Annotated in this window: 45 protein-coding genes; 1 reads left to right on the top strand and 44 read right to left on the bottom strand. The window is 52.6% G+C overall.

The features are described from left to right. Positions 1-55: 55 nt before the first annotated feature. From tnpA to fkpA, 43 genes are all read right to left on the bottom strand, one after another. Positions 56-493: an IS200/IS605 family transposase gene (gene tnpA, locus JL05_RS06240; protein WP_033633566.1), complete on the bottom strand. Its 438-nt coding sequence runs from the start codon at positions 491-493 to the stop codon at positions 56-58. Between the two features lie 157 nt (positions 494-650). After that, on the bottom strand, positions 651-857 hold the full coding sequence (locus tag JL05_RS06235) for an alternative ribosome-rescue factor A (RefSeq protein ID WP_004929720.1): 207 nt from the start codon (positions 855-857) through the stop codon (positions 651-653). 75 nt (positions 858-932) lie between these two features. Continuing rightward, positions 933-1364 carry a Zn(2+)-responsive transcriptional regulator gene (zntR, locus tag JL05_RS06230; RefSeq protein WP_004929722.1) on the bottom strand — a complete coding sequence of 144 codons (432 nt, stop codon included), beginning with the start codon at positions 1362-1364 and terminating at the stop codon, positions 933-935. After that, positions 1364-1738, bottom strand: a complete 375-nt coding sequence (locus JL05_RS06225; protein WP_033631944.1) for a DnaJ family domain-containing protein — start codon at positions 1736-1738, stop codon at positions 1364-1366. The genes zntR and JL05_RS06225 overlap by 1 nt, the downstream gene beginning before the upstream one ends. Before the next feature lie 151 nt (positions 1739-1889). Further along, on the bottom strand, positions 1890-2279 hold the full coding sequence (rplQ, locus tag JL05_RS06220; protein WP_004929726.1) for a 50S ribosomal protein L17: 390 nt from the start codon (positions 2277-2279) through the stop codon (positions 1890-1892). Positions 2280-2319: 40 nt separating this feature from the next. Then, positions 2320-3309: a DNA-directed RNA polymerase subunit alpha gene (locus JL05_RS06215; protein ID WP_002919219.1), complete on the bottom strand. Its 990-nt coding sequence runs from the start codon at positions 3307-3309 to the stop codon at positions 2320-2322. Between the two features lie 25 nt (positions 3310-3334). Further along, positions 3335-3955: a 30S ribosomal protein S4 gene (gene rpsD / locus JL05_RS06210; protein ID WP_004929729.1), complete on the bottom strand. Its 621-nt coding sequence runs from the start codon at positions 3953-3955 to the stop codon at positions 3335-3337. A 30-nt stretch (positions 3956-3985) separates the two neighbouring features. Beyond that, positions 3986-4375, bottom strand: a complete 390-nt coding sequence (gene rpsK, locus JL05_RS06205; RefSeq protein ID WP_004929731.1) for a 30S ribosomal protein S11 — start codon at positions 4373-4375, stop codon at positions 3986-3988. Between the two features lie 16 nt (positions 4376-4391). Beyond that, positions 4392-4748, bottom strand: a complete 357-nt coding sequence (gene rpsM, locus JL05_RS06200) for a 30S ribosomal protein S13 (RefSeq protein ID WP_004929734.1) — start codon at positions 4746-4748, stop codon at positions 4392-4394. Positions 4749-4896: 148 nt separating this feature from the next. Beyond that, positions 4897-5013 carry a 50S ribosomal protein L36 gene (gene rpmJ / locus JL05_RS24700; protein ID WP_002227352.1) on the bottom strand — a complete coding sequence of 39 codons (117 nt, stop codon included), beginning with the start codon at positions 5011-5013 and terminating at the stop codon, positions 4897-4899. Positions 5014-5046: 33 nt separating this feature from the next. After that, positions 5047-6378: a preprotein translocase subunit SecY gene (secY, locus tag JL05_RS06195; protein ID WP_004929740.1), complete on the bottom strand. Its 1332-nt coding sequence runs from the start codon at positions 6376-6378 to the stop codon at positions 5047-5049. Positions 6379-6385: 7 nt separating this feature from the next. Then, positions 6386-6820, bottom strand: a complete 435-nt coding sequence (rplO, locus tag JL05_RS06190; protein WP_004929742.1) for a 50S ribosomal protein L15 — start codon at positions 6818-6820, stop codon at positions 6386-6388. A gap of 3 nt (positions 6821-6823) precedes the next feature. Next, the gene (rpmD, locus tag JL05_RS24695; protein WP_048232028.1) at positions 6824-7003 is read right to left on the bottom strand and encodes a 50S ribosomal protein L30; all 180 of its coding nucleotides are present in this window, start codon (positions 7001-7003) and stop codon (positions 6824-6826) included. A gap of 6 nt (positions 7004-7009) precedes the next feature. Then, positions 7010-7510 (bottom strand): 30S ribosomal protein S5, encoded by a 501-nt coding sequence (gene rpsE / locus JL05_RS06185; protein WP_004929747.1) that lies wholly within the window; start codon positions 7508-7510, stop codon positions 7010-7012. Positions 7511-7524: 14 nt separating this feature from the next. Continuing rightward, positions 7525-7878, bottom strand: coding sequence for a 50S ribosomal protein L18 (gene rplR, locus JL05_RS06180; RefSeq protein WP_004929748.1), 354 nt, complete (start codon positions 7876-7878; stop codon positions 7525-7527). A gap of 9 nt (positions 7879-7887) precedes the next feature. Next, a complete protein-coding gene (rplF, locus tag JL05_RS06175) occupies positions 7888-8421 on the bottom strand; it encodes a 50S ribosomal protein L6 (protein ID WP_004929751.1) in 534 nt (177 codons plus the stop codon). Positions 8422-8435: 14 nt separating this feature from the next. Continuing rightward, entirely contained in the window at positions 8436-8828 is a 393-nt protein-coding gene (rpsH, locus tag JL05_RS06170; RefSeq protein ID WP_004929753.1) for a 30S ribosomal protein S8, read from the bottom strand. A 30-nt stretch (positions 8829-8858) separates the two neighbouring features. Beyond that, positions 8859-9164 (bottom strand): 30S ribosomal protein S14, encoded by a 306-nt coding sequence (rpsN, locus tag JL05_RS24690; RefSeq protein ID WP_004929754.1) that lies wholly within the window; start codon positions 9162-9164, stop codon positions 8859-8861. 13 nt (positions 9165-9177) lie between these two features. Beyond that, positions 9178-9717 (bottom strand): 50S ribosomal protein L5, encoded by a 540-nt coding sequence (gene rplE, locus JL05_RS06165; RefSeq protein WP_004929756.1) that lies wholly within the window; start codon positions 9715-9717, stop codon positions 9178-9180. 14 nt (positions 9718-9731) lie between these two features. Then, complete coding sequence (gene rplX / locus JL05_RS06160) at positions 9732-10046, bottom strand: 50S ribosomal protein L24 (protein ID WP_004929758.1); 315 nt, start codon at positions 10044-10046, stop codon at positions 9732-9734. Positions 10047-10055: 9 nt separating this feature from the next. Next, entirely contained in the window at positions 10056-10427 is a 372-nt protein-coding gene (gene rplN, locus JL05_RS06155; protein ID WP_000613954.1) for a 50S ribosomal protein L14, read from the bottom strand. A gap of 172 nt (positions 10428-10599) precedes the next feature. After that, the gene (rpsQ, locus tag JL05_RS06150) at positions 10600-10854 is read right to left on the bottom strand and encodes a 30S ribosomal protein S17 (RefSeq protein ID WP_004929760.1); all 255 of its coding nucleotides are present in this window, start codon (positions 10852-10854) and stop codon (positions 10600-10602) included. Next, the gene (gene rpmC, locus JL05_RS06145) at positions 10855-11046 is read right to left on the bottom strand and encodes a 50S ribosomal protein L29 (RefSeq protein WP_004929762.1); all 192 of its coding nucleotides are present in this window, start codon (positions 11044-11046) and stop codon (positions 10855-10857) included. It lies immediately after the preceding gene. Next, complete coding sequence (gene rplP, locus JL05_RS06140; protein ID WP_004929764.1) at positions 11046-11456, bottom strand: 50S ribosomal protein L16; 411 nt, start codon at positions 11454-11456, stop codon at positions 11046-11048. The genes rpmC and rplP overlap by 1 nt, the downstream gene beginning before the upstream one ends. A gap of 12 nt (positions 11457-11468) precedes the next feature. Next, positions 11469-12167 (bottom strand): 30S ribosomal protein S3, encoded by a 699-nt coding sequence (gene rpsC, locus JL05_RS06135; RefSeq protein ID WP_004929766.1) that lies wholly within the window; start codon positions 12165-12167, stop codon positions 11469-11471. A gap of 17 nt (positions 12168-12184) precedes the next feature. Next, positions 12185-12517: a 50S ribosomal protein L22 gene (gene rplV / locus JL05_RS06130; RefSeq protein WP_002223844.1), complete on the bottom strand. Its 333-nt coding sequence runs from the start codon at positions 12515-12517 to the stop codon at positions 12185-12187. A 14-nt stretch (positions 12518-12531) separates the two neighbouring features. Continuing rightward, positions 12532-12810: a 30S ribosomal protein S19 gene (rpsS, locus tag JL05_RS06125; protein ID WP_004929772.1), complete on the bottom strand. Its 279-nt coding sequence runs from the start codon at positions 12808-12810 to the stop codon at positions 12532-12534. Positions 12811-12824: 14 nt separating this feature from the next. Then, the gene (rplB, locus tag JL05_RS24685; RefSeq protein ID WP_004929775.1) at positions 12825-13649 is read right to left on the bottom strand and encodes a 50S ribosomal protein L2; all 825 of its coding nucleotides are present in this window, start codon (positions 13647-13649) and stop codon (positions 12825-12827) included. 18 nt (positions 13650-13667) lie between these two features. Further along, on the bottom strand, positions 13668-13970 hold the full coding sequence (rplW, locus tag JL05_RS06115) for a 50S ribosomal protein L23 (RefSeq protein ID WP_004929776.1): 303 nt from the start codon (positions 13968-13970) through the stop codon (positions 13668-13670). Beyond that, entirely contained in the window at positions 13967-14572 is a 606-nt protein-coding gene (gene rplD / locus JL05_RS06110; protein WP_004929779.1) for a 50S ribosomal protein L4, read from the bottom strand. Before rplD ends, rplW begins: the two co-directional genes overlap by 4 nt. 10 nt (positions 14573-14582) lie before the next feature. Beyond that, positions 14583-15212, bottom strand: coding sequence for a 50S ribosomal protein L3 (gene rplC / locus JL05_RS06105; protein WP_015379265.1), 630 nt, complete (start codon positions 15210-15212; stop codon positions 14583-14585). A gap of 32 nt (positions 15213-15244) precedes the next feature. Further along, positions 15245-15556: a 30S ribosomal protein S10 gene (gene rpsJ, locus JL05_RS06100; RefSeq protein ID WP_001181005.1), complete on the bottom strand. Its 312-nt coding sequence runs from the start codon at positions 15554-15556 to the stop codon at positions 15245-15247. A gap of 378 nt (positions 15557-15934) precedes the next feature. Beyond that, on the bottom strand, positions 15935-16414 hold the full coding sequence (bfr, locus tag JL05_RS06095) for a bacterioferritin (protein ID WP_004929784.1): 480 nt from the start codon (positions 16412-16414) through the stop codon (positions 15935-15937). Positions 16415-16487: 73 nt separating this feature from the next. Next, positions 16488-16682 carry a bacterioferritin-associated ferredoxin gene (gene bfd / locus JL05_RS24680; protein ID WP_015379266.1) on the bottom strand — a complete coding sequence of 65 codons (195 nt, stop codon included), beginning with the start codon at positions 16680-16682 and terminating at the stop codon, positions 16488-16490. Between the two features lie 131 nt (positions 16683-16813). Beyond that, positions 16814-17998, bottom strand: coding sequence for an elongation factor Tu (gene tuf, locus JL05_RS06090; RefSeq protein ID WP_015379267.1), 1185 nt, complete (start codon positions 17996-17998; stop codon positions 16814-16816). Positions 17999-18068: 70 nt separating this feature from the next. Further along, entirely contained in the window at positions 18069-20183 is a 2115-nt protein-coding gene (fusA, locus tag JL05_RS06085) for an elongation factor G (RefSeq protein WP_004930429.1), read from the bottom strand. Positions 20184-20276: 93 nt separating this feature from the next. Continuing rightward, positions 20277-20747 carry a 30S ribosomal protein S7 gene (gene rpsG / locus JL05_RS06080; RefSeq protein WP_004956203.1) on the bottom strand — a complete coding sequence of 157 codons (471 nt, stop codon included), beginning with the start codon at positions 20745-20747 and terminating at the stop codon, positions 20277-20279. A 96-nt stretch (positions 20748-20843) separates the two neighbouring features. Further along, complete coding sequence (gene rpsL / locus JL05_RS24675) at positions 20844-21218, bottom strand: 30S ribosomal protein S12 (RefSeq protein ID WP_004930426.1); 375 nt, start codon at positions 21216-21218, stop codon at positions 20844-20846. A gap of 143 nt (positions 21219-21361) precedes the next feature. Continuing rightward, positions 21362-21649, bottom strand: coding sequence for a sulfurtransferase complex subunit TusB (tusB, locus tag JL05_RS06070; protein WP_004930424.1), 288 nt, complete (start codon positions 21647-21649; stop codon positions 21362-21364). Positions 21650-21658: 9 nt separating this feature from the next. After that, the gene (gene tusC, locus JL05_RS06065) at positions 21659-22018 is read right to left on the bottom strand and encodes a sulfurtransferase complex subunit TusC (RefSeq protein WP_033631943.1); all 360 of its coding nucleotides are present in this window, start codon (positions 22016-22018) and stop codon (positions 21659-21661) included. A 7-nt stretch (positions 22019-22025) separates the two neighbouring features. Further along, positions 22026-22415, bottom strand: a complete 390-nt coding sequence (tusD, locus tag JL05_RS06060; RefSeq protein ID WP_033631942.1) for a sulfurtransferase complex subunit TusD — start codon at positions 22413-22415, stop codon at positions 22026-22028. Further along, on the bottom strand, positions 22415-23137 hold the full coding sequence (locus JL05_RS06055; protein WP_033631941.1) for a helix-turn-helix transcriptional regulator: 723 nt from the start codon (positions 23135-23137) through the stop codon (positions 22415-22417). Before JL05_RS06055 ends, tusD begins: the two co-directional genes overlap by 1 nt. Before the next feature lie 372 nt (positions 23138-23509). Further along, a complete protein-coding gene (fkpA, locus tag JL05_RS06050; protein WP_015379270.1) occupies positions 23510-24349 on the bottom strand; it encodes an FKBP-type peptidyl-prolyl cis-trans isomerase in 840 nt (279 codons plus the stop codon). Between the two features lie 356 nt (positions 24350-24705). On the opposite strand from fkpA, the gene JL05_RS06045 reads away from it, so the two are divergent. Further along, positions 24706-24933 (top strand): SlyX family protein, encoded by a 228-nt coding sequence (locus JL05_RS06045; RefSeq protein WP_004930414.1) that lies wholly within the window; start codon positions 24706-24708, stop codon positions 24931-24933. A 15-nt stretch (positions 24934-24948) separates the two neighbouring features. Here the strand turns inward: JL05_RS06045 and JL05_RS06040 are convergent, their stop codons facing one another. Further along, positions 24949-26121 carry a MalY/PatB family protein gene (locus JL05_RS06040; RefSeq protein ID WP_033631940.1) on the bottom strand — a complete coding sequence of 391 codons (1173 nt, stop codon included), beginning with the start codon at positions 26119-26121 and terminating at the stop codon, positions 24949-24951.

Below are 26121 nucleotides of genomic sequence, written 5' to 3'. Positions count from 1 at the left end.
ACCTCCTGAGGAGGTGGCTTTACACGACGCCCCCTAAAAGGGGGCAATTTCCGAGTTAATCCTGCAACAACTCCATCTGCTGTTCGATCTCTTGGTCCTCCTTATCCTGATGCTTCACGTATCGCCTGATAATTTCTTCGTTTACTCCTACCGTATCGACAAAGTATCCCCTTGCCCAAAAATGATTGCCCCACAACTTCTTTCGTATATGTGGGAAACGATTGTAAAGCCGGATTGCACTGCGTCCTTTCAGGACGCCCATCAACGTCGAAATCGATAGCTTCGGGGGGACTATCACGACCAGATGCACATGATCTGGCTGAATATTTAGCTCAAGAACTTCACAGTCCTTCATGTTGCAGAGGATATAAATTGTTCGGTAGAGCTCTTTGCCCACCTTGTCGCGGAGGATTTTAAATCGATACTTCGGCGTCCACACCAGGTGGTATTTGCAACGCCAGAACACATGTGATGAACTCCTGTATAAACCCATGTTGGTGATTTCCTTCTTACTTGTGGTGAGTAAGCTGGAATATTCCGGCATGGGTTTCCTTCAGGCTAGAGCCTCACAGGTTCAATCACCACCTCCTTAGGAGGTGGTTTAAGGCTTACAATAAAAAGCCACCGATGAAGGTGGCTTTTTTAATGCCTTAAAACCAGAAAGCCAGTGGTAAATTATCGTTTGATAGTTTGCCACTGGCCTCCCAGTTACCGCCTTTGTTGTGTTTTTCTTTACGCCGATAGCTGCCTTTGCCTTTCACATTCTTTTCCACTCGTTGGCGGAATAGCGGGTCATGCAGCAGCGCCTCAATGGCGTTATCTTGAATCTGGCCTTTAGTGTGACGATATTTCGTCATGATAATGCTCCTGTAAAAGGTAGGGTAATAAAACGAGCCGATAATACTGCCGGCAATATAAAAATTAAAGTGCCGTCAGCAATCTTTTTTGCCTTTATCATCGCTGGCTCCCTGTTCCAAAGCTTCCAGAATAGAACAATAGTTGCTGGTATGGGCAGTGCCGCAGCAGGCGTCACTCAGGCGTTTCAACGATTCGCGCATGCGAGTCAGCTCCGCCAACTTGCTTTCCACTTCACTCAGGCGAGCATCGACGATCGACTTCGATTCCTGGCAGGTATGATGTTCAGGATCAACCCGGATCGACAGCAGTTCGGCGATCGTTTCCAGAGTAAAACCCAACTGTTTGGCATAGCGAATAAAACGCAGCCGCTGCAGGTCCTGCTCCGTATACAGCCGATAACCGCCTTCGGTGCGGACATTGTGATCCATCATGCCCTGCTTTTCATAGTAACGCACGGTATCCGGCGTCACTTCGGCGAGCTTGGCCAACTGACCTATCTTGAACATTACCGCTCCTTTCGGGTGAACTTGCCATCAAGCGCGCGCTGATATTCGCCATGCAAGAAATCGGTGCTCATCCCAGCCTGACGCAGCCGGTGCTCCAGCAGTGCCATGCGCTTGCTGAGATCGACATAGTCCGGATGTTCGCTATTAATCTCTTGCAGCAAGCGAGCAACGGTCAACGCCTCTTTACGATCTTCCAGCGCCGGCGGCAGGTAACCGGCATTTTTCAGCAAACGGTAACCGGCGCGTAGCTCGGGCGGCACCGCGCTGTCATCTTCCAGCGCCAGCGGCTGCCCCTGGCCAGGCAGGTTGTCGAACTCGCCTTTATCCTGAGCATCAAGGATATGACGCTCCGCCCATTGATCAAGCAACCCCATGACAGACAGCCTCGGTTAGCCTAATGAATAATAAGCCTTAGCATAGCGGATAGGGGCGGGGATCTTAAGCACTACAGGGGAACTGCGCACATTTGGCTGGATTTGGACGTAAAAAAACCGGGCAAGCCCGGTTTTTTTACGCGTCTACAGATTACTCTGCAGTTGCTACTTCTGCTTGAGACTCAGCACGATCAACCAGCTCGATGTATGCCATCGGCGCGTTGTCGCCTGCGCGGAAGCCACACTTCAGAATGCGAGTGTAACCACCGGCACGGCTCGCGAAACGCGGGCCCAGCTCGTTAAACAGTTTTGCCACGATCTCGTTATCACGAGTACGGGCGAATGCCAGACGACGATTAGCTACGCTGTCGGTCTTGGCAAGAGTAATCAGCGGCTCAACAACGCGACGCAGCTCTTTTGCTTTTGGCAGGGTCGTCTTGATGATCTCATGACGAACCAAAGAGCCGGCCATGTTACGGAACATAGCCTGGCGATGGCTGCTGTTACGGTTCAGTTGACGACCACTCTTACGATGGCGCATGACCTTATCCTTCTCAGTAAAACCTTAACCTGTGATCCGGTTACTCGTCAGCAATGCTTGCCGGCGGCCAGTTTTCCAGGCGCATGCCCAGAGACAGACCACGTGAGGCCAGCACGTCTTTAATCTCGGTAAGAGATTTTTTACCCAGGTTTGGCGTTTTCAGCAACTCAACCTCGGTACGCTGTACCAGATCACCGATGTAGTGGATAGCTTCTGCCTTGAGGCAGTTAGCAGAGCGGACAGTCAATTCCAGATCGTCAACAGGGCGCAGCAAGATCGGATCGAATTCCGGTTTCTCTTCTTTAACTTCCGGCTGACGCACATCACGCAGGTCAACGAAAGCTTCAAGTTGTTCAGCCAGAATGGTGGCCGCACGGCGGATCGCCTCTTCAGGATCGATCGTGCCATTGGTCTCCATTTCGATGACCAGCTTATCCAAGTCAGTACGCTGTTCTACACGCGCAGCTTCAACATTGTAGGCGATACGCTCTACAGGGCTGTAGCAGGCGTCAACCAACAGACGACCGATTGGGCGCTCATCTTCTTCCGAATGAATTCGGGCAGAAGCCGGCACATAACCGCGACCGCGCTGAACTTTGATACGCATGCTGATAGCCGCGTTCTCATCAGTCAGGTGGCAAATCACGTGCTGAGGCTTGACGATTTCGACATCACCATCATGGGTGATGTCGGCAGCGGTCACAGGGCCAATGCCAGATTTATTCAGGGTAAGAATAACTTCGTCTTTGCCTTGAACTCTCACCGCCAGCCCTTTCAGGTTGAGCAGGATCTCCAGGATATCTTCCTGTACGCCTTCTTTGGTGCTGTACTCATGCAGTACACCATCAATCTCAACCTCGGTCACCGCGCAACCCGGCATAGATGAAAGCAGAATACGGCGCAGTGCGTTGCCAAGAGTATGGCCAAAGCCACGCTCTAAAGGCTCAAGGGTCACCTTGGCGTGCGTCGAACTGACTTGCTCGATATCTACCAGGCGCGGTTTTAGAAACTCTGTCACAGAACCCTGCATTGTGTCCTCTCTTTGGTACTAAGCTTTACTTGGAGTAAAGCTCGACGATCAGGTGTTCGTTAATGTCCGCAGACAGATCGGTACGTTCAGGCATACGCTTGAACACGCCTTCCATCTTAGCAGCATCAACTTCCAGCCAAGTCGGCTTTTCACGCTGCTCAGCCAGCTCCAGAGAAGCTTTAACACGAGACTGCTTTTTAGCTTTCTCGCGGATGCTGACTACGTCATTCGGAGATACCTGATAAGAAGCGATGTTAACAACGCGACCGTTTACCATAACTGCTTTGTGGCTAACCAGCTGACGTGACTCTGCACGAGTAGCGCCGAAGCCCATACGGTAAACAACGTTGTCCAGACGACCTTCCAGCAGCTGCAACAGGTTTTCACCGGTGTTGCCCTTCAGGCGGGTTGCTTCTTTGTAATAGTTGCGGAATTGACGCTCCAGAATGCCGTACATACGACGAACTTTCTGCTTCTCACGCAACTGAACACCGTAATCAGACAGACGCGGTTTACGCGCACCGTGCTGACCAGGTGCTTGTTCAATTTTACACTTGGAATCGATCGCGCGAACGCCAGACTTAAGGAACAGGTCTGTGCCCTCACGACGGCTCAGCTTGAGCTTAGGACCCAAATATCTTGCCATTTTCTTTCTCCAACAATCCTAAAAGCTGCGTTACACGCGGCGCTTTTTCGGCGGACGACAACCGTTATGAGGGATCGGAGTCACATCAGTAATGTTAGTGATGCGGAAACCAGCCGCGTTCAGAGCGCGGATAGTAGACTCACGACCAGGACCAGGTCCTTTAACCATAACTTCCAGGTTCTTGATACCGTATTCTTTCACTGCGTCAGCACAACGTTCTGCTGCAACCTGTGCTGCGAACGGAGTGGACTTACGAGAACCACGGAAACCGGAACCACCGGCTGTTGCCCAACCCAAAGCATTACCCTGACGATCAGTGATGGTAACGATGGTGTTGTTGAAAGAAGCATGGATATGAGCCACGCCGTCAGAGACTTGCTTTCTTACACGCTTACGTGTACGAACAGGTGCCTTTGCCATTATTCAATAACCCCGATTATTTCTTGATCGGCTTGCGCGGACCCTTACGGGTACGAGCGTTGGTCTTGGTGCGCTGACCGCGTACCGGCAGACCACGACGATGACGCAAACCACGATAGCAACCAAGGTCCATAAGACGCTTGATGCTCAGGGTAATTTCACGACGCAAATCACCCTCAACGGTGTATTTGGCAACTGCATCACGAAGCTTTTCGATTTGCTCTTCAGACAGCTCACTGATCTTAACATTTTCAGCAATACCCGTAGATGCACAGATAGCCTGTGAACGGGTTTTACCGATACCGAAGATCGACGTTAAGGCGATAACGGTATGTTTATGATCAGGAATGTTAATGCCTGCTATACGGGCCACTATGCACTCCTACTATTTTATACAGCAACACCATTCTGAAAAGCCCGTTTTCAGGATACTCAAATAATGTTGCAGTGCGACATACAAAAGATTGGCTGGCTAATCTAGCCAGCTCAACCCAACTTTGCAAGAAAAATATGCGAGATAATCAGCCTTGACGCTGTTTATGCTTCGGCTCGGCGCTGCAAATCACACGAACGACACCGTTACGCTTAACGATTTTGCAGTTACGACATAATTTCTTGACGGAAGCACGAACTTTCATTTTTACTCTCCGTAACTTCTCAAACGAATCTGACTAGCGGTTATAGCCTTTCAGATTTGCTTTCTTCAATGCAGACTCGTACTGACTTGACATCATCAGAGTTTGCACTTGAGCCATAAAGTCCATGATGACGACAACCACGATCAGTAGCGAGGTACCACCAAAGTAGAATGGTACTTTCATTGCATCACGCATGAACTCCGGGATCAGGCAGATGAAAGTAATGTACATCGCGCCCACCAGGGTTAAACGCGTCATTACTTTATCGATATACTTCGCCGTTTGCTCTCCCGGACGAATTCCTGGTACGAAGGCACCGGACTTCTTCAGGTTATCTGCTGTCTCACGCGGGTTGAAAACCAACGCCGTGTAGAAGAAACAGAAGAAGATGATTGCAGACGCATAGAGTAACACATAAAGCGGTTGCCCGGGCTGCAAATACAGCGAAATCGTAGTCAGCCAGTTCCAACCGGTACCGCCCCCAAACCATGATGCAATCGTGGCCGGGAACAGAATAATGCTGGAAGCGAAAATCGCCGGGATAACACCCGCCATGTTCACTTTCAACGGTAAGTGTGTACTCTGTGCTGCATAAACACGACGACCTTGTTGACGCTTCGCATAGTTAACGACGATACGACGTTGACCACGCTCGATGAAAACAACGAAGAAGGTTACTGCAAACACCAATACTGCAACCAACAGCAGCAGGAGGAAGTGCAGGTCGCCTTGCCGCGCTTGCTCAATAGTATGGGCCACTGCCGGCGGGAGCCCCGCTACAATACCCGCGAAGATAATGATCGAGATACCGTTGCCGATACCGCGCTCAGTAATCTGCTCACCCAGCCACATCAGGAACATTGTCCCGGTTACCAGGCTCACAACCGCAGTAAAGTAGAATGCAAAGCCTGGGTTTAACACCAGGCCCTGCATACCAGGCATATTCGGCAGACCGGTAGCAATACCGATCGACTGGAATATGGCCAATACCAGCGTACCGTAGCGGGTGTACTGGCTAATCTTGCGACGGCCAGCCTCCCCTTCTTTCTTGATTTCCGCCAACGCTGGATGAACCACCGTCAGCAGCTGGATAATGATCGACGCCGAGATATACGGCATGATCCCCAGAGCAAAGATAGAAGCACGGCTGAGGGCACCACCAGAGAACATGTTAAACATTTCAATGATAGTGCCTCTCTGCTGCTCAAGCAATTTGGCAAGCACAGTGGCATCGATACCAGGAATCGGAATGAAAGAGCCGATGCGGAAGACAATCAGCGCGCCGATGACAAACAAAAGTCTGCGCTTCAGCTCGCCGAGCCCGCCTTTAGCACTTTGAAAATCTAATCCTGGTTGCTTAGCCATCTGCTACTTATTCCTCAATTTTACCGCCAGCAGCCTCGATAGCAGCACGAGCGCCTTTGGTGACACGCAGACCACGCAGGGTTACCGGACGAGCGACTTCGCCAGAAAGTACAACTTTCGCGAATTCGATCTGGACACCAACTACGTTAGCGGCTTTCAGCGCGTTCAGGTCGATAACATCGCCTTCAACCAGAGCCAGTTCAGACAGACGAACTTCTGCCGTGATCATCGCTTTGCGTGAAGTGAAGCCGAATTTCGGCAGACGACGGTACAGAGGCATCTGACCACCTTCGAAACCACGACGTACGCCACCGCCAGAACGAGACTTCTGACCTTTGTGACCACGGCCGCCGGTTTTACCCAGGCCAGAACCAATACCACGACCTACACGCTTAGGCGCATGCTTGGCACCTTCAGCCGGAGACAGAGTATTTAAACGCATCTGTTACTCCTCAACTTTAACCATGTAGGAAACCAGGTTGACCATACCGCGAACAGCAGGAGTATCCTCGCGCTCTACGGTGTGACCAATACGACGCAGACCCAGACCGAGCAGAGTAGCTTTATGCTTCGGCAGACGGCCAATTGAGCTGCGAGTTTGTGTAACTTTAATAGTCTTAGCCATGGTCAATTACCCCAGAATGTCGGCAACGGATTTACCACGCTTAGCAGCGACCATTTCAGGAGACTTCATATTCGCCAGAGCGTCGATAGTTGCACGAACCACGTTGATCGGGTTGGTGGAACCATAAGCTTTAGCCAATACGTTGTGCACCCCAGCAACTTCGAGAACGGCGCGCATTGCACCGCCCGCGATGATACCGGTACCTTCATGAGCAGGCTGCATGAACACGCGAGAACCCGTGTGAGCGCCCTTAACAGGGTGCTGCAGGGTGCCGCTGTTCAGCGCGACGTTCATCATGTTGCGACGGGCTTTTTCCATCGCTTTCTGGATCGCTGCTGGAACTTCGCGTGCTTTGCCGTAGCCAAAACCAACGCGACCGTTACCATCACCAACTACAGTCAGTGCGGTAAAGCTGAAAATACGGCCACCTTTTACGGTTTTAGATACGCGGTTTACCGCGATCAGCTTTTCCTGCAGTTCGCCAGCTTGTTTTTCGATGTGAGCCATCTTAAACCTCTTCCTTAGAACTGAAGGCCAGCTTCACGGGCAGCATCTGCCAGTGCCTGGACTCGACCATGATATTGGAAACCGGAACGGTCAAAGGATACTTTCGCAATCCCTTTTTCCAACGCGCGCTCAGCCAGAGCTTTACCTACGGCTGCTGCTGCGTCTTTGTTACCGGAATACTTCAGTTGCTCCGCGATAGCTTTTTCTAAAGTAGAAGCGGCTACCAGTACTTCAGAACCGTTTGGAGCAATCACCTGTGCGTAAATGTGACGCGGGGTACGATGTACCACCAGGCGGGTTGCACCCAGCTCTTGGAGCTTGCGGCGTGCGCGGGTCGCACGACGGATACGAGCAGATTTCTTATCCATAGTGTTACCTTACTTCTTCTTAGCCTCTTTGGTACGCACGACTTCGTCGGCGTAACGAACACCCTTGCCTTTGTAAGGCTCAGGACGACGGTAAGCGCGCAGATCTGCTGCTACCTGGCCAATTACCTGCTTATCAGCGCCTTTCAGCACGATTTCAGTTTGGCTTGGGCATTCAGCAGTGATACCTGCCGGCAGCTGGTGATCGATAGGGTGAGAGAAGCCCAGGGCCAAATTCACCACGTTGCCTTTAACGGCAGCACGATAACCAACACCTACCAGTTGAAGCTTCTTGGTGAAGCCTTCGGTAACACCAACAACCATTGCGTTCAGCAGAGCGCGCGTGGTACCCGCTTGGGCCCATGCGTTAGCAAAACCTTCGCGCGGAGCGAAAGTCAGTGCGTTAGCTTCTTGCTTCACTTCAACGGCGTCGTGGATAGTACGAGTCAACTCGCCGTTTTTACCCTTAATCGAAATAACCTGACCGTTGAGTTTTACCTCTACGCCGGCAGGAATGACGACGGGTGCTTTTGCAACACGAGACATTCTTTCCTCCCGAATTAAGCTACGTAGCAGATAATCTCGCCACCAAGACCAGCCTGGCGAGCTGCACGATCGGTCATAACACCTTTAGAGGTAGAAACAACAGCGATACCCAAACCGGCCATAACTTTTGGCAGCTCATCTTTTTTCTTGTAGATGCGCAGACCTGGACGGCTGATACGTTGAATGCTTTCTACCACAGCTTTGCCCTGGAAGTACTTCAGTACCAGTTCCAGAACAGGCTTGGCGTCGCCTTCGATTTTGAAATCTTCAATAAAACCTTCTTCCTTCAGCACGTTGGCAATTGCCACTTTCAGCTTGGAGGAAGGCATGGTGACCGCAACTTTGTTCGCGGCTTGACCGTTACGGATACGGGTCAGCATATCCGCGATCGGATCTTGCATGCTCATCTGTCTTTACTCCCGTGATTCAATTGGTAATTACCAGCTAGCCTTTTTCAAGCCTGGTACTTCACCGCGCATAGCGGCTTCACGAAGCTTAATACGGCTCAACCCGAATTTGCCCACATAACCATGTGGACGGCCAGTTTGGCGGCAGCGTTTACGCTGACGAGACGGGCTGGAATCACGCGGCAGAGTTTGCAGCTTGAGAACGGCATTCCAACGATCTTCATCGGATGCGTTCACATCAGAGATAATAGCTTTCAGTTCAGCGCGTTTTGCAAAGAACTTGTCAGCTAATTTCACGCGCTTGACTTCGCGTGCTTTCATTGATTGCTTAGCCATCAGTAACCCTGCCTTACTTGCGGAACGGGAAGTTAAAAGCAGCCAGCAGCGCGCGGCCTTCATCATCAGATTTCGCAGTAGTGGTAATGGTAATATCCAAACCACGAACGCGATCGACTTTGTCGTAGTCGATTTCTGGGAAGATGATTTGCTCACGCACGCCCATGCTGTAGTTGCCACGGCCATCGAATGACTTGGCGGACAGGCCACGGAAGTCACGGATACGTGGAACAGCAATGGAGATCAGACGCTCAAAGAACTCCCACATGCGTTCGCCACGCAGAGTTACTTTACAGCCGATCGGATAGCCCTGACGGATTTTGAAGCCTGCAACAGATTTGCGGGCTTTGGTGATCAACGGTTTTTGACCGGAGATGGCTGCCAGGTCCGCTGCGGCGTTATCCAGCAGTTTCTTGTCAGCAATCGCTTCACCAACACCCATGTTCAGGGTGATCTTCTCGACCCGAGGGACTTGCATGACAGAGTTGTAATCAAACTGAGACATCAGTTGTTTGACTACCTCGTCTTTGTAGTAATCATGCAGTTTCGCCATCGTATTACTCCAAATTACTTGATAGTTTCGCTGTTAGACTTGAAGAAACGGACTTTTTTGCCGTCTTCGAATCTAAAGCCTACACGGTCAGCCTTGCCGGTAGCCGCGTTGAAGATAGCAATGTTAGAAACCTGAATTGCAGCTTCTTTCTCAACAATGCCGCCTGGTTGGTTCAGAGCCGGAACCGGCTTCTGGTGTTTCTTAACCAGGTTGATGCCTTCAACAATGACCTTGCCAGCAGACAGGACATTTTTTACTTTACCGCGCTTACCTTTGTCTTTCCCGGTAATCACGATAACTTCGTCATCACGACGGATCTTCGCTGCCATGTTCGCTCCTTAGAGTACTTCTGGTGCCAGAGAGATAATTTTCATGAACTTCTCATTACGCAGTTCACGAGTTACCGGCCCAAAAATACGCGTACCGATTGGCTGCTCGCTGTTATTGTTCAAAATAACGCATGCATTGCCATCGAAGCGAATGACAGAACCGTCCGGGCGACGTACACCCTTCTTGGTGCGCACCACTACCGCCTTCAGAACATCGCCTTTCTTCACCTTACCGCGAGGAATTGCTTCCTTGATGGTAATTTTGATGATGTCGCCGACGCCTGCGTAGCGACGGTGCGAGCCACCTAGAACCTTGATACACATTACGCGACGTGCACCGGAGTTGTCGGCGACGTTCAGCATAGTCTGTTCTTGGATCATTTTAGTGCTCCGCTAATGTCAACTACTACTTTAAAGACCCAAGTAAAAATTAGGCCGTTGAAAAGCCCCATAACCGAGGGCGCAGCATTATAACACCGCTTACTTGGTATGGGTAGAAAAAATAAACGGCTCATTTTCTGAGCCGTTTATTAAGTGAGAGCCAGCTACTCTATTACAGAATCGCTTTCTCTACAACGCGAACCAACGTCCAGGACTTGGTCTTGGACAGTGGGCGGCATTCGCGGATTTCCACCACGTCGCCGGTACCACATTCGTTGTTCTCGTCATGTACGTGCAGCTTGGTCGTACGTTTGATGAATTTCCCGTAGATTGGGTGCTTCACAGTACGCTCGATAGCAACAACGATGGATTTCTCCATTTTATCGCTAACAACACGACCCTGCAGGGTACGGATAACTTCAGTCATTTACACACCCGCCTTTTGAGTCAGTAAAGTCTTAACGCGTGCGACGTCACGACGCACTTGTTTCAACAGGTGAGTTTGTTGCAGCTGGCCACTGGCCGCCTGCATGCGCAAGTTGAATTGCTCACGCAGCAGGTTGAGCAGCTCGGCATTCAGCTCTTCAACGCTTTTTTCACGCAGCTCTTGTGCTTTCATTACATCACCGTCTTAGTTACAAAGGTGGTTTTGATCGGCAGTTTCGCTGCTGCCAGTTTGAATGCCTCGCGGGCAACCTCTTCTGGCACGCCGTCCATTTCGTACAGGACCTTACCAGGCTGGATCAGGGCAACCCAATACTCCACGTTACCCTTACCTTTACCCATACGCACTTCCAGCGGCTTCTCGGTGATCGGTTTGTCCGGGAATACACGGATCCAGATCTTGCCTTGACGCTTAACTGCACGAGTCATTGCACGACGAGCTGCTTCGATTTGACGAGCAGTCAGACGGCCACGGCCAACAGCTTTCAGACCGAAAGTGCCGAAGCTAACATCCGTACCTTGCGCCAGACCACGGTTGCGGCCCTTGTGCACCTTACGGAATTTTGTACGCTTTGGTTGTAACATCAGCGACTCTCCTTACTTGCGGCCTTTACGCTGCTGCTTTTTAGGTTGAGCAGCCGGTTCCGGTTGTTCAACTGCAGCCATACCACCCAGGATCTCACCTTTGAAGATCCATACCTTAACGCCGATTACACCATAAGTGGTGTGCGCTTCAGATGTGTTGTAGTCGATGTCCGCACGCAGAGTGTGCAATGGAACACGACCTTCGCGGTACCATTCGGTACGTGCGATTTCAGCGCCGCCAAGACGGCCGCTTACTTCAACTTTGATACCTTTAGCGCCAAGACGCATTGCGTTCTGTACTGCACGCTTCATAGCACGACGGAACATAACGCGACGTTCCAGCTGAGAAGTGATGCTGTCAGCAACCAATTTAGCGTCGAGTTCCGGTTTACGGACTTCGGCGATGTTGATCTGTGCAGGAACGCCAGCGATGTCCGCTACGACCTTGCGCAGTTTTTCGACGTCTTCACCTTTCTTGCCGATAACGATGCCTGGGCGAGCAGTGTGAATGGTCACACGGATGCTCTTCGCAGGACGCTCGATAACGATGCGAGAAACGGAAGCTTTCGACAGTTCCTTAGTCAGGAATTGACGAACTTTAAAGTCGCTGTCCAGGTTGTCAGCGAATTCTTTGGTATTCGCATACCAAGTAGAGTTCCAAGGTTTGACAATACCCAGGCGAATACCATTAGGATGTACTTTCTGACCCATTGCTAGTCTCCAGAGTCTCAGCGATCGGACACAACCACAGTAATGTGGCTGGTGCGCTTCAGGATGCGATCTGCACGACCTTTTGCACGCGGCATAATGCGCTTCATGCTTGGGCCTTCGTCTACGAAGATTTTCGTAACTTTCAGATCATCGATGTCAGCGCCATCGTTGTGTTCTGCGTTAGCAATGGCAGACTCCAGCACTTTCTTAACCAGACCAGCAGCTTTCTTGTTGGTGTAGGTCAGAGTTTCCAGAGCTTGCGACACTTTCTTACCGCGAATCAGGTCAGCAACAAGGCGAACCTTCTGAGCAGAAGAACGAGCGTGGCGATGTTTAGCGATAGTTTCCATCTCTTCCTCCTACCTTAGCGCTTTTTAGCTTTTTTATCAGCCGCATGGCCGCGATAAGTACGAGTCGGCGCGAATTCACCCAGTTTGTGACCGACCATTTCATCGGAAACGAACACTGGTACGTGCTGACGACCATTATGGACAGCGATGGTCAAACCGATCATGTTAGGAAAGATCGTTGAACGACGGGACCAAGTGCGCAAAGGCTTCTTGTCACCGCTTTCCACCGCTTTCTCTACCTTCTTCAGCAAGTGCAGGTCAATAAAAGGACCTTTCTTGAGAGAACGTGGCATGGCTTATCCTCTAATTATTTTTTGCTACGGCGACGTACGATGAACTTATCAGTACGCTTGTTGCTACGGGTCTTCTTACCTTTGGTCTGAACGCCCCACGGAGTTACCGGGTGCTTACCAAAGTTACGACCTTCACCACCACCGTGCGGGTGATCTACCGGGTTCATCGCCGTACCGCGAACGGTAGGACGAACACCACGCCAACGTGCAGCACCTGCTTTACCCAGAACGCGAAGCATGTGTTCAGCGTTACCGACTTCACCCAGGGTGGCGCGGCAATCAGCTGGAACTTTACGCATTTCGCCGGAGCGCAGACGCAGAGTTACGTAGGAACCATCACGAGCAACGATCTGAACGTAGGCGCCAGCGGAGCGAGCCATCTGGCCGCCTTTACCTGGTTTCATTTCTACGTTGTGAACCGTTGAACCAACTGGAATGTTGCGCATCGGCAGGGTGTTACCCGCTTTGATTGCAGCATCAACGCCAGATTGAATCTGGTCACCAGCTTTCAGGCCTTTCGGCGCCAGGATGTAACGGCGTTCGCCGTCTTTGTACAGAACCAGCGCGATGTTCGCGGAACGGTTCGGATCGTACTCCAGACGCTCAACCACAGCAGGGATACCGTCTTTGTTGCGCTTGAAGTCAACCAGACGATAATGTTGCTTGTGGCCACCACCGATATGACGGGTGGTGATACGGCCATTGTTGTTACGACCACCGCTTTTGCTCAGTTTTTCCAGCAGCGGGGCATAAGGTTTACCCTTGTGCAGCTCAGGGTTAACCACTTTAACAACGTGGCGACGACCCGGAGATGTAGGTTTACATTTAACAATTGCCATTGTTCTTACTCCTCCGACTTACTCTGCGCCGCCGATGAAGTCCAGATTCTGGCCTTCTTTCAGGGTGACGTAAGCTTTTTTCCAGTCGCTACGACGACCAACACGCTGACCGTGACGCTTCACTTTCCCTTTAACTACCAGGGTGTTCACGTCTTTGACTTCGACTTCAAACAGTTTCTGCACTGCAGCTTTGATTTCTGCTTTGGTCGCGTCTTTGGCAACTTTGAGAACGATGGTGTTGCTTTTTTCCATCGCAGCGGATGCTTTTTCAGATACGTGCGGTGCACGCAGCACTTTCAGCAAACGTTCTTCACGGATCATGCCAGCATCTCCTCAACTTGCTTCACAGCATCAGCAGTCATAACCACTTTGTCGAAGGCGATCAGGCTAACCGGATCGATACCTGCTACATCGCGCACGTCAACCTTGTACAGGTTGCGAGCTGCCAGGAACAGATTCTCATCCAGTTCACCGGTCACGATCAGCACGTCTTCCAGAGCCATATCTTTCAGTTTCTGTGCCAGCAGCTTAGTTTTAGGCGCTTCTACAGAGAACTTCTCGACAACGATCAGACGATCTTGACGTACCAGTTCGGACAGGATGCTTTTCAGCGCGCCGCGGTACATCTTTTTGTTTACTTTCTGACTGTGGTCCTGTGGCTTAGCAGCAAAGGTCACGCCGCCTGAACGCCAGATCGGGCTCTTTACAGAACCTGAACGCGCACGGCCGGTGCCTTTCTGACGCCATGGCTTTTTGCCGGAACCAGTTACTTCAGCACGGGTCTTCTGAGCACGAGTACCTTGACGGGCACCTGCTGCATAAGCAACAACAACCTGGTGTACCAGCGCTTCGTTGAAATCACGACCGAAGGTAGTTTCGGAAACAGTCAGCGCGCTTTGCGCGTCTTTCAATACTAATTCCATTGCTATCCCCTTACGCCTTCACAGCTGGTTTAACGATCAGGTTGCCACCGGTTGCGCCCGGTACAGCACCCTTAACCAGCAGCAGGTTGCGCTCAGCGTCAACACGTACTACGTCCAGGCTTTGAACGGTTACGCGCTCATCACCCAGGTGGCCAGCCATTTTCTTGCCTTTGAACACTTTGCCCGGAGTCTGGTTCTGACCGATAGAACCCGGAACGCGGTGAGACAAGGAGTTACCGTGGGTAGCGTCTTGGGTACGGAAGTTCCAGCGCTTAACAGTGCCAGCAAAACCTTTACCTTTAGAAGTACCGGTAACATCGACTTTTTTAACGTCAGCGAAGATTTCTACGCTAATTTCCTGACCTGCAGCGAATTCTTGACCTTCTTCCAGGCGGAATTCCCACAGACCACGGCCAGCTTCAACGCCAGCTTTAGCGAAATGGCCCGCTTCCGGCTTGGTTACACGGTTAGCTTTTTTGCTACCAGTGGTAACCTGAACGGCACGGTAACCGTCGGTGTCCAGGCTTTTAACCTGAGTCACGCGGTTCGCTTCAATTTCAATTACGGTTACTGGGATAGAAACGCCATCTTCAGTGAAGATACGGGTCATACCCACTTTTTTACCGACTAAACCAATCATTGTTTCAACCTCTCAATCGCTCAATGACCTGATTAACCCAGGCTGATCTGCACGTCTACACCGGCAGCCAGATCCAGACGCATCAGAGCATCAACGGTTTTCTCGGTTGGCTCAACGATGTCAACCAGACGCTTGTGAGTGCGAATCTCGTACTGATCGCGCGCGTCTTTGTTGACGTGCGGAGAGATCAGAACGGTAAAGCGCTCTTTGCGAGTTGGCAGCGGGATCGGACCACGGACTTGCGCACCAGTGCGCTTTGCAGTCTCGACGATTTCCGCGGTTGATTGATCGATCAGACGATGATCAAACGCTTTCAGGCGGATACGGATTCTTTGGTTCTGCATGAGACCAGAGCTCCAATTATTTATAAACGTAAATAATTACTCCTCACACCCATTTCGATTGATGGGGGAGTGTAATCGTCAACATATAACCCCCATATCGGGAGTATTGTTCGAAAGGCAAAAAAGGCCTGCCAATCGACTGATTCGCTAAAATCAGGCTTACCAAGATTAGGTAAGCCCGCGCATTATACGCAAAATGGCCCAGGAAGCAAGCCGCAGTTGGAAATATGCTCAGGAAATCGTCATTTTTGCACGTTCAGCGACGATCACGGGATGAAGGTGGCGATCAAGGTATGAATTATGCTTAGCGGGCAGCTCCCCTGCCCCGCCGTAAAAACGGTCGCCGGCAGGAGAGGCGATGACGAACGGAAGGCAGGCTTACTCTTTGCGTTCTAAAATCTGGGCCTGGGCATAGTTTTGAATACCGAGGCGAGCAATCAGATCCAGCTCGGTTTCCAGCCAGTCGATATGCTCTTCTTCATCGGCCAGAATGTCGATCATCAAATCACGGCTGACATAATCGTGAATCGAGTCGGCGTAGGCGATACCTTCGCGCAGATTCTTGGCGCCCGCCAATTCCAGCGCCAGATCGGAACGCAGCATCTCTTCAATGTCTTCGCCGATGTTCAGCTTACCGAGGTCCTGCAGATTAGGTATTCCTTCCAGGAACAGGATACGCTCGATGTAGCGATCGGCATGTTTCATTTCGTCGATCGACTCGTGGTATTCCTTATCGTTGAGGCGCATTAAGCCCCAATTCTTGAACATGCGGGCGTGCAGGAAATATTGATTGATGGCAACCAGCTCGTTGCCGAGCAGCTTGTTGAGGTGAGCAATGATCTTTTTATCGCCTTTCATAGGTAACTCCTCCTGGCTAGTTCTAAAAGTGTAGAACCTGTAAGCCAAGAGTCAAAAATAACCTTACCCTTTGTTAGGCAACTTCATGCATTGGGATGATAGTTCCGCGTTCCTCCACCATAATCTGTCTTGCCTGACGAATGCACTTTCCACAATCGGTACCAATCGGCACAAGTTCACGCAGCTGCTTCATGGTATGGGGGTTGTGCTGACGCACCGCATTACGGATCGCTTTGTCAGTCACCGCATTACACAGACATACATACATAGAGAGACTCACTTCTTAACCAATGCATTGAGTCTAAATAGGAATGGTTTTTATTTCAATTAAGATTTATACAAATTGCATAAAAAAAGGGCACCGAAGTGCCCTTTTTTGTGTCGAAAAATTATTCGCGATTAAGCGATAACTTTAGCAACAACACCAGCGCCTACAGTACGGCCGCCTTCACGGATTGCGAAACGCAGACCGTCGTCCATCGCGATTGGGTGAATCAGAGTAACTTTCATGTTCACGTTGTCGCCTGGCATTACCATCTCTACGCCTTCTGGCAGTTCGATGGTACCGGTCACGTCAGTAGTACGGAAGTAGAACTGTGGACGGTAGCCTTTGAAGAATGGCGTGTGACGACCACCTTCATCTTTGCTCAGGATGTACACTTCAGATTCGAACTGGGTGTGCGGCTTGATGGAGCCTGGCTTAGCCAGTACCTGACCACGTTCGATTTCTTCACGTTTGATACCACGCAGCAGAACACCTACGTTCTCACCAGCACGGCCTTCGTCCAGCAGTTTGCGGAACATTTCAACGCCAGTACAGGTAGACTTAACGGTGTCTTTGATACCAACGATTTCAACTTCTTCGCCAACTTTGATGATACCGCGCTCAACACGACCGGTAACAACGGTACCACGACCGGAGATGGAGAATACGTCTTCGATTGGCAGCAGGAACGGCTTGTCGATTGCACGCTCTGGCTCTGGGATGTAGCTGTCCAGGGCTTCGGCCAGTTCGATGATTTTCGCTTCCCACTCAGCTTCGCCTTCCAGCGCTTTCAGCGCGGAACCGCGGATTACTGGCAGGTCGTCGCCTGGGAAGTCGTAAGCGGACAGCAGTTCGCGAACTTCCATTTCTACCAGTTCCAGCAGCTCTTCATCATCAACCATGTCGCATTTGTTCATGAATACGATGATGAAAGGAACGCCAACCTGACGACCCAGCAGGATGTGCTCACGAGTCTGAGGCATTGGGCCGTCAGTCGCAGCTACTACCAGGATCGCGCCGTCCATCTGAGCAGCACCGGTGATCATGTTTTTCACGTAGTCGGCGTGCCCTGGGCAGTCAACGTGCGCGTAGTGACGAGTCGGGGTGTCATACTCAACGTGGGAGGTGTTGATGGTGATACCACGAGCTTTTTCTTCTGGCGCGTTATCGATCTGGTCGAAAGCACGTGCAGAACCGCCGTAGGTTTTAGCCAGTACGGTGGTGATCGCTGCAGTCAGGGTAGTTTTACCGTGGTCAACGTGGCCGATAGTACCAACGTTAACGTGCGGTTTTGTACGTTCAAATTTTTCTTTAGACACGGCTATATTCCTTACTATAGCGCTCTCCCCTTCTGGAGAGAGCACGGGACTTTGGTTTTAACCCTGCGGCTTATTTGCCACGGGCTTCGATTACGGCCTGAGCGACGTTGTTCGGTGCATCATCATACTTCAGGAATTCCATGGTGTATGATGCGCGACCTTTAGTCAGAGAACGCAGCTGAGTTGCGTAGCCGAACATTTCGGACAACGGTACTTCAGCGTGGATCTTAACGCCAGTCACTTCAGATTCCTGACCACGCAGCATGCCGCGACGACGGCTCAAGTCACCGATAACGTCACCGGTGTTCTCTTCTGGAGTCTCAACTTCAACCTTCATGATAGGCTCAAGCAGAACTGGTTTCGCTTTCTTAAAGCCTTCTTTAAAGGCGATAGACGCGGCCAGTTTAAACGCCAGTTCAGAGGAGTCAACGTCGTGGTAAGAACCGAAGTGCAGACGAATACCCATGTCTACTACCGGGTAACCAGCCAACGGACCAGACTTCAGCTGCTCCTGGATGCCTTTATCAACGGCAGGGATGTATTCGCCAGGAATTACACCACCTTTGATGTCGTTGATGAACTCGTAACCTTTCGGGTTAGAGCCCGGCTCCAGTGGGTACATGTCGATCACAACGTGACCGTACTGACCGCGACCACCAGACTGCTTGGCGTGCTTACCTTCAACATCGGTAATCTTCGCGCGAATCGCTTCGCGGTAAGCTACCTGAGGTTTGCCCACGTTAGCTTCAACGTTGAATTCACGCTTCATGCGGTCAACGATGATGTCGAGGTGCAGTTCACCCATACCGGCGATGATGGTCTGGTTAGACTCTTCGTCAGTCCATACGCGGAATGACGGGTCTTCTTTAGCCAGACGGCCCAGAGCCAGACCCATTTTTTCTTGGTCAGCTTTGGTTTTTGGTTCAACGGCGATAGAGATTACCGGCTCAGGGAATTCCATACGCTCCAGGATGATTGGAGAGTCTGGATCACACAGGGTGTCCCCGGTGGTCACGTCTTTCAGACCGATCGCAGCGGCGATGTCGCCTGCGCGAACTTCTTTGATCTCTTCACGCTTGTTAGCGTGCATCTGAACGATACGGCCGAAACGCTCGCGCGCAGCCTTAACGGAGTTCAGCACGGTGTCGCCGGAGTTAACAACGCCGGAGTACACGCGGAAGAAGGTCAGGTTACCCACGAACGGGTCGGTAGCGATTTTGAACGCCAGCGCAGAGAACGGCTCGTCATCACTTGCGTGACGCTCAGCCGGAGTATCTTTGCCATCGTCCAGGATACCGTTGATCGCAGGAACGTCAGTTGGTGCCGGCAGGTATTCGATTACCGCATCCAGCATCGCCTGTACGCCTTTGTTCTTGAACGCAGAACCACAGGTAACCAGGATGATTTCGTTGTTCAGCACGCGCTGACGCAGAGCGGATTTGATTTCTTCCTCGGTCAGCTCTTCGCCGCCCAGGTATTTTTCCATCAGCTCTTCGGAAGCTTCCGCAGCGGACTCGATCAGGTTCTGGCGCCATTCTTCAGCCAGATCCATCATGTCAGCCGGCACGTCTTCGTATTCGAAGGTTACGCCTGCGTCTTCTTCGTTCCAGTTGATCGCCTTCATCTTCACCAGGTCGATAACGCCGGTGAATTTGTCTTCTGCGCCGATAGCCAGCTGCAGAGGAACAGGGTTGGCGCCCAGACGAGTTTTGATCTGGCCTACAACTTTCAGGAAGTTAGCGCCCATACGGTCCATTTTGTTAACGAACGCGATACGTGGCACTTTGTATTTGTTAGCCTGACGCCATACGGTTTCAGACTGTGGCTGAACACCACCAACAGCACAGTAAACCATTACCGCGCCATCCAGCACACGCATGGAACGTTCTACTTCGATGGTGAAGTCAACGTGCCCTGGGGTGTCGATGATGTTTACGCGATGCGGTTCGAACTGCTTGGCCATACCAGACCAGAAGGCAGTAGTCGCTGCAGAAGTGATGGTAATACCACGCTCCTGCTCCTGTTCCATCCAGTCCATGGTGGCAGCGCCGTCATGAACTTCACCGATTTTGTGGTTTACACCGGTGTAGAACAGAATACGTTCGGTAGTGGTGGTTTTACCGGCGTCGATGTGAGCACTGATACCGATGTTACGGTAGCGTGCAATGGGTGTTGTACGAGCCATTTGATTCCTCTATTCCTAGGGCGTTCAAGTTCAGTTAACCCAAGCGGGCCGATTTGACGCGCCCGCTTGGTTAGCATGACTACAGCCGGATGATTACCAGCGGTAGTGGGCGAACGCCTTGTTGGCTTCGGCCATACGGTGAACGTCTTCACGCTTCTTAACAGCAGAACCTTTGTTCTCTGCTGCGTCAGACAGCTCGTTCGCCAGGCGCAGAGCCATGGATTTATCACCGCGTTTACGTGCAGCATCAACGATCCAACGCATTGCCAGAGCATTACGACGAACCGGGCGGACTTCAACTGGTACCTGATAAGTAGAACCGCCAACGCGACGCGACTTAACTTCTACAGTCGGGCGAACGTTGTCGAGAGCGACTTCGAAAGCTTCCAGGTGATCTTTACCAGAACGCTGAGCCAGGGTCTCCAGCGCGGTATAGACGATTGCTTCTGCAGTAGATTTTTTACCGTCTACCATCAGGATATTTACAAATTTGGCCAGCAGCTCAGATCCGAACTTAGGATCTGGCAGGATTTTACGTTGGCCGATTACGCGACGACGTGGCATGGAAATACTCCGTTGTTAATTCAGGATTGTCCAAAACTCTACGAGTTTATTTTGACATTAAAGTTAAAACGTTTGGCCTTACTTAACGGAGAACCATTAAGCCTTTGGCTTCTTCACGCCGTACTTGGAACGAGCTTGCTTACGGTCTTTAACACCGGAGCAGTCAAGTGCACCACGGACGGTGTGGTAACGCACACCTGGCAAGTCTTTTACACGACCGCCACGGATCAGGATTACGGAGTGTTCCTGCAGGTTGTGGCCTTCGCCACCGATGTAGGAAGTCACTTCGAAACCGTTGGTCAAACGCACACGGCAAACTTTACGCAGTGCGGAGTTTGGTTTTTTCGGGGTAGTGGTATATACGCGGGTGCATACGCCACGTTTCTGCGGGCAGGCTTCCAGCGCTGGAACGTTGCTTTTAGCAGCCTTCACAGAGCGTGGTTTGCGAACCAGCTGGTTAATTGTTGCCATTAAAAAAGCTCCTGGTTTTTGCTTCGTACTAGCTTCGTAAACATGTGATAAATCCCCTCGTATGCACTACTGGCAAAGTACGAGGACGCAGAATTTTATGGCTGACCAGTATGGGTGTCAAGAAATATACAACATCACTCTCATCACCAGGCCATTTGGCTGCGGTGTTGTTCGGTTAATTCAACGAAGTGATTATAGCCGACGACAGTGATTTTGTGCGAAAAATGACCAACCAATCCCCGGGCTTCCAGGTCGTCCTGCAGCGCATAAAGGGATATGGGGGCGGCGAGCAGCAATTCAAGATGAGCGCTGCCGGCAAGGCCTGCCAGCACGCCGTCCTGCAGCAGCAACAGCGCGTCGCCCTGCGCCGTCAGGCGCAGCAGCGCAGGCAGGTCACATTGGTTTGGCGAATGGCTCAGGGTATACAGCATCAGAGGATCCTAAAACGTCATCACGGCGTCGTAGCCGGCCAGTTCGCGGCGCAGTTCGTCCGGCGCCAGCACCTCGGCGTCCAGCACCCAATCGGTCACCTGGCTCAGTCCGCGTTCCTGCAGTGAAGCCTGGCACAGATAGCACCGCTCCACGTCATACAGCGGCAGCACGCCAAAGGTGGCAATGTAATTGCGCGCCAAAATCTTTTCCGGCTGTTGGCCCGGCAACAGCTGCAATACGCCATCGCCGACAAAAAACACCCCCACATCTTCACTGAGCGCCGACGTGGCGAGCAGCGCATCCAGCCCTTCCCTGCCGCTGGCGCCGCCGTGCGGCCCATGGGTGAAAACAAAAGCGACTCGTTTCATCCTATCCTCAGAACTGCACCAGACGGTCGCAACTTAGCGACGCTTCGGCCAGGGAACCCAGCCCGCTCAGGGTAAAACCGGGCTGCAGGTTGGCGCTTGCCAGCCCCTGCTGCGCCGCCTCCTGCTCGTCGGCGACGCCGCGGCGCAACGCGGCGGCCACGCAGACGTTGAGCGCCACGCCGTGTTGCTGAGCCAGCTGCGTCCAACCGCGCACCAGGTCGAACTCATCGCTGGCGGGCGCGGTCAGCTGGTTGGCGTTCAACACCCCTTCACGGTAGAAAAAGACGCTGGAAAGCCGGTGCCCTTTCGCCAGCAGGGCCTGAGCGAACTGATAGGCGCTGCTGGCCTGCTGCGTGCCGTAAGCCGGGCCGGTGACCAACAGACAATAATCGAGCATCAACGGTCGTTTCCCAACAGATCGCCGCTCTTGAACTGGCGAATGTACAAATACACGGTGTGTTTGGAGATATTCAGGCGATCCGCCACCTGATTGATCGCATCCTTGATGTCGAAGATGCCTTTCTCATAGAGGTTTAGCACTACCTGGCGGTTCTTGGCGTTATTGGATACCGAGCGATCGGCATTCACCTCTTCGATGGTGAACTCCAGCGTCTGCGCCACCAGATCGTCGACTGAAGACGCGAAATTCACCGACGACGGCACGTCCTGCGTGGCCGGCGGCATAAAGGTCTGCATGATCTGCGAGAACGGCACATCGAGGTTCATGTTGATGCACAACAAGCCGATTACCCGCTGTTCGCGATTGCGAATGGCGATGGTCACCGACTTCATCAGCACGCCGCTCTTGGCGCGGGTGAAGTAGGCTTTCGACACGCTGCTGTCGTCGCCGGCCATGTCGTGCAGCATGCGCAGCGCCAGGTCGGTGATCGGCGAACCGATTTTACGCCCGGTATGTTCCCCATTGGCGATGCGCACCGCTGAGCTGTTCAGATCTTCCAGCGCGTGCAATACGATCTCACAGTGGCCGCCGATCAACATCGCCAGCCCATCGACCACCGCTTCATAGGATTTCAGGATTTCATGATCCGTTTGAGTAAACGGACGTTCATTCAGCAAATCAAGTTCGCTGGCTTCGCTGGATAAAAGCGAATTCGACATCGAAGATACCACCCTCATAGATCGCCTGTGCCAGGGGGCGCAGCTAAAACCGCTCGAACCGGATCGCTGCCGTCGTCGGCACGCCGCAGCGCGGCTGGCTGAGAGCAGCATAAACGGCACGATGACATCCGCGGGCGAGGCGGCCGGGAACAATTTTAGGTACACGCCCTAAGGGGCAGACGCATGACTGATAAGTCAGAATTATTAGTCTAGCAAAGCGGCCGGAGCAAAGTCCTTGCGTTTGCGCGTGGTATTGACGTTAAGCCCGATGCCCGGCAGGCGTCAAGCGTTCAATGGAGAGAGAAGCGGCGGCGGTCGAAATGAAAACCGCCGCGGAGGGCATCCGCGGCGGTGGCAAACAGAGCGACGAGATTATTTCGCTTTAGCGTCTGCTTTCGCGTCAGCCGATTTTTCGGCTTTAGCGTCGGCTTTCGGCGCCGCTTTCACGTCCAGCAGCTCAACGTCGAACACCAGCGTGGAGTTAGCCGGGATGCCCGGAACGCCGGTTTTGCCGTAGGCCAATGCCGGCGGGATCACCAGCTTGATTTTGCCGCCTTTCTTGATGTGCTTCAGGCCTTCGGTCCAGCCCGGGATCACGCCATCCAGACGGAACGACAGCGGCTCGCCGCGGGTGTAGGAGTTATCGAACTCAGTACCGTCGGTCAGGGTGCCTTTGTAGTTTACTACCACGGTGTCGCTGTCTTTCGGTGCTTCACCCGCGCCCGGTTTCTCTACCTGGTACAGCAGGCCGGATTCGGTTTTCTTCACGCCTTTTTCTTTCGCGAAGCTGTCGCGGTACTTAGCGCCTTTGGTTTCGTTGTCCTTGGCGTCCTGTTCCATCTTCGCCTGAGCGGAAGCCTTCACGCGCGCTTCGAAGCCCTGAAGGGTCTTCTCGATGTCGGCGTCGTTCAGCTTGCTCTTGTTGGCGAACGCGTCCTGAACGCCGGCGATCAGCTGATCTTTGTCCAGCTTGATGCCCAGCTTCTCTTGCTCTTTCAGAGAGTTGTCCATGTAACGGCCGAGAGAGGCGCCCAGTGCGTAAGCGGCTTGCTCGTCGTCGTTTTTGAACTTGCCGGTGCTCGGTGCTGCCGCCGCGTCCGCTGGTTTAGCGGCTTCTGCCGGTTTGGCGGCATCGGCTGCCATGACCTGGGTCGCATTCAGAGCAAAAGCCATGGTGGTTGCCAGAAGCGTGACTTTAAACAAAGATTTCATCCATTTCTCCAGTGTCTGAAGCAATGCCCCAAACAATCATTAGGTAAGATAACCGGGCTACTATAGCTGCCTGAAACAAAACAAAACAGTCGCACAGGTAACCAATCGAGTCAAAGTGTGACTCCCGCTTTGCCAAGAAGTTTCCCCCTGTGTGCTACTCGCATGATAAATCAGATTTTTCTTGCAGAATATTCGGCGAGGTTAGCAAAAAACGGCGTATCGGGCGTGCAACTTTTCAGCACTTTACACTGCCGATCGCAACGTTGCGCGCCGCCAGGAGAAATAGCGCGAGCAAACCCGGCGTCAGCTGTTACCATAACGCCGAATCAGGATTTTATCGCGTCAGAGGTAGCCTCATGCACAACGCCGACATTCAACGCCTGCTACAGCGGCTTGAAGAACTGGAGAGCCGCCAGGCCTTCCAAGAGCTCACCATCGAAGAGCTCAACCAGACCGTCATCCAGCATCAGATGGAAATGCTGAAGATGCGCGAACACCTGCGCATGTTGACCGACAAGCTGCGCTCGACCCAAACCTCAATGATCGCCTCGCAATCGGAAGAAACCCCTCCGCCGCACTATTGAGGGCCCGCTGCGCGGTTATTTCAGGCGTGCCAACCCGTCGACGGCACGCTCGAGATAGCGGCGCGGGCACCCCAGGTTGATGCGGATAAAACCGCTCCCCTGCGGGCCGAAACCGCTGCCCATCGACGGCGCCAGCTTCGCCACCGCCACCAGCGCCTGCTGTAAGTCAGCATCGTTCAAACCCAGCGAGCGGCAATCCAGCCAGGCGAGATAAGTCCCTTCAGCCTGGGTCATCGTGCACCAGGGCGCGGCGGCCGCCAGCGCCTGCTCAAACCAGCGCCGATTCTCCGCCAGGTAGTCGAGCAGCTCATCAAGCCAGGCAGCGCCCCGTTGATAGGCCGCGGTCGCCGCCGTCATCGACAGCGCGTTGAATACATCCAGCCCGTGGGCGTTCAGCCGATCGACAAACGCCTGCCGCAGCCGGGCATTGGGGATCAGAAAATTCGAAATGCGCAGCGAAGAGAGTCCGAAGGTTTTGCTGGCGGACGTCGCCGCAATCACCCGCTCGCGATATTCCTCGTCCAGATGCAACACCGATGTAAACGTCTCGCCGGGCAGCAGCAGATCGGCCCAAATTTCATCGGAGATCACCGTGACATCGTGGGCGTGGCAGATCGCCATGAGCCGCTCCAGTTCCTCGCGGCGCCAGCAACGGCCAGTCGGATTGTGCGGATTGCACAGCAACAACAGCGGCGGTTTGCGCTGCGCCAGGCAGGCGGCCAGCTGGTCGAAATCGATCCGGTATCCCTGCGGGGTTTCCAGCAGCGGATTTTCAATCACCTCTCTGCCGTTCATGGTGACTATCTTGGCGAACGAGCCATAGTACGGCCCCTGCACCACCACGCCGTCCCCCGGCTTGCTGAGCAGTTGGATCAGCATCGCCAACCCCGGCACCACCCCTTCAATCGACGTGAACCACTCGCGCCGCAGCGGCAAGTCGTGCCGCTTGGCAAACCAGTCGATCGCCGCCTGGTAGTAGGCGTCGTCGCGTTCGCTGTAGCCAAAGACGCCGTGGTCCACCCGCTGATGCAGCGCCTGTTGCACCTCCGGCGGGCATGGAAAGTCGAAATCGGACACCCACATCGGCAACAATTCGCTGCCGTCCAGTTGCAGATAGCGGTCGATGAAGTCCCACTTCACGGAGCCGGTATTGTGGCGATCGATGATGGCGTTGAAATGACTCGTCAT

Origin of the sequence: Serratia nematodiphila DZ0503SBS1, assembly GCF_000738675.1 — a bacterium.
In the GTDB taxonomy this organism is placed as follows: Bacteria; Pseudomonadota; Gammaproteobacteria; order Enterobacterales; family Enterobacteriaceae; genus Serratia; species Serratia nematodiphila.
The sequence above is the reverse complement of the archived record's forward strand: the minus strand, read 5'-3'. Positions and strand labels throughout refer to the sequence as shown.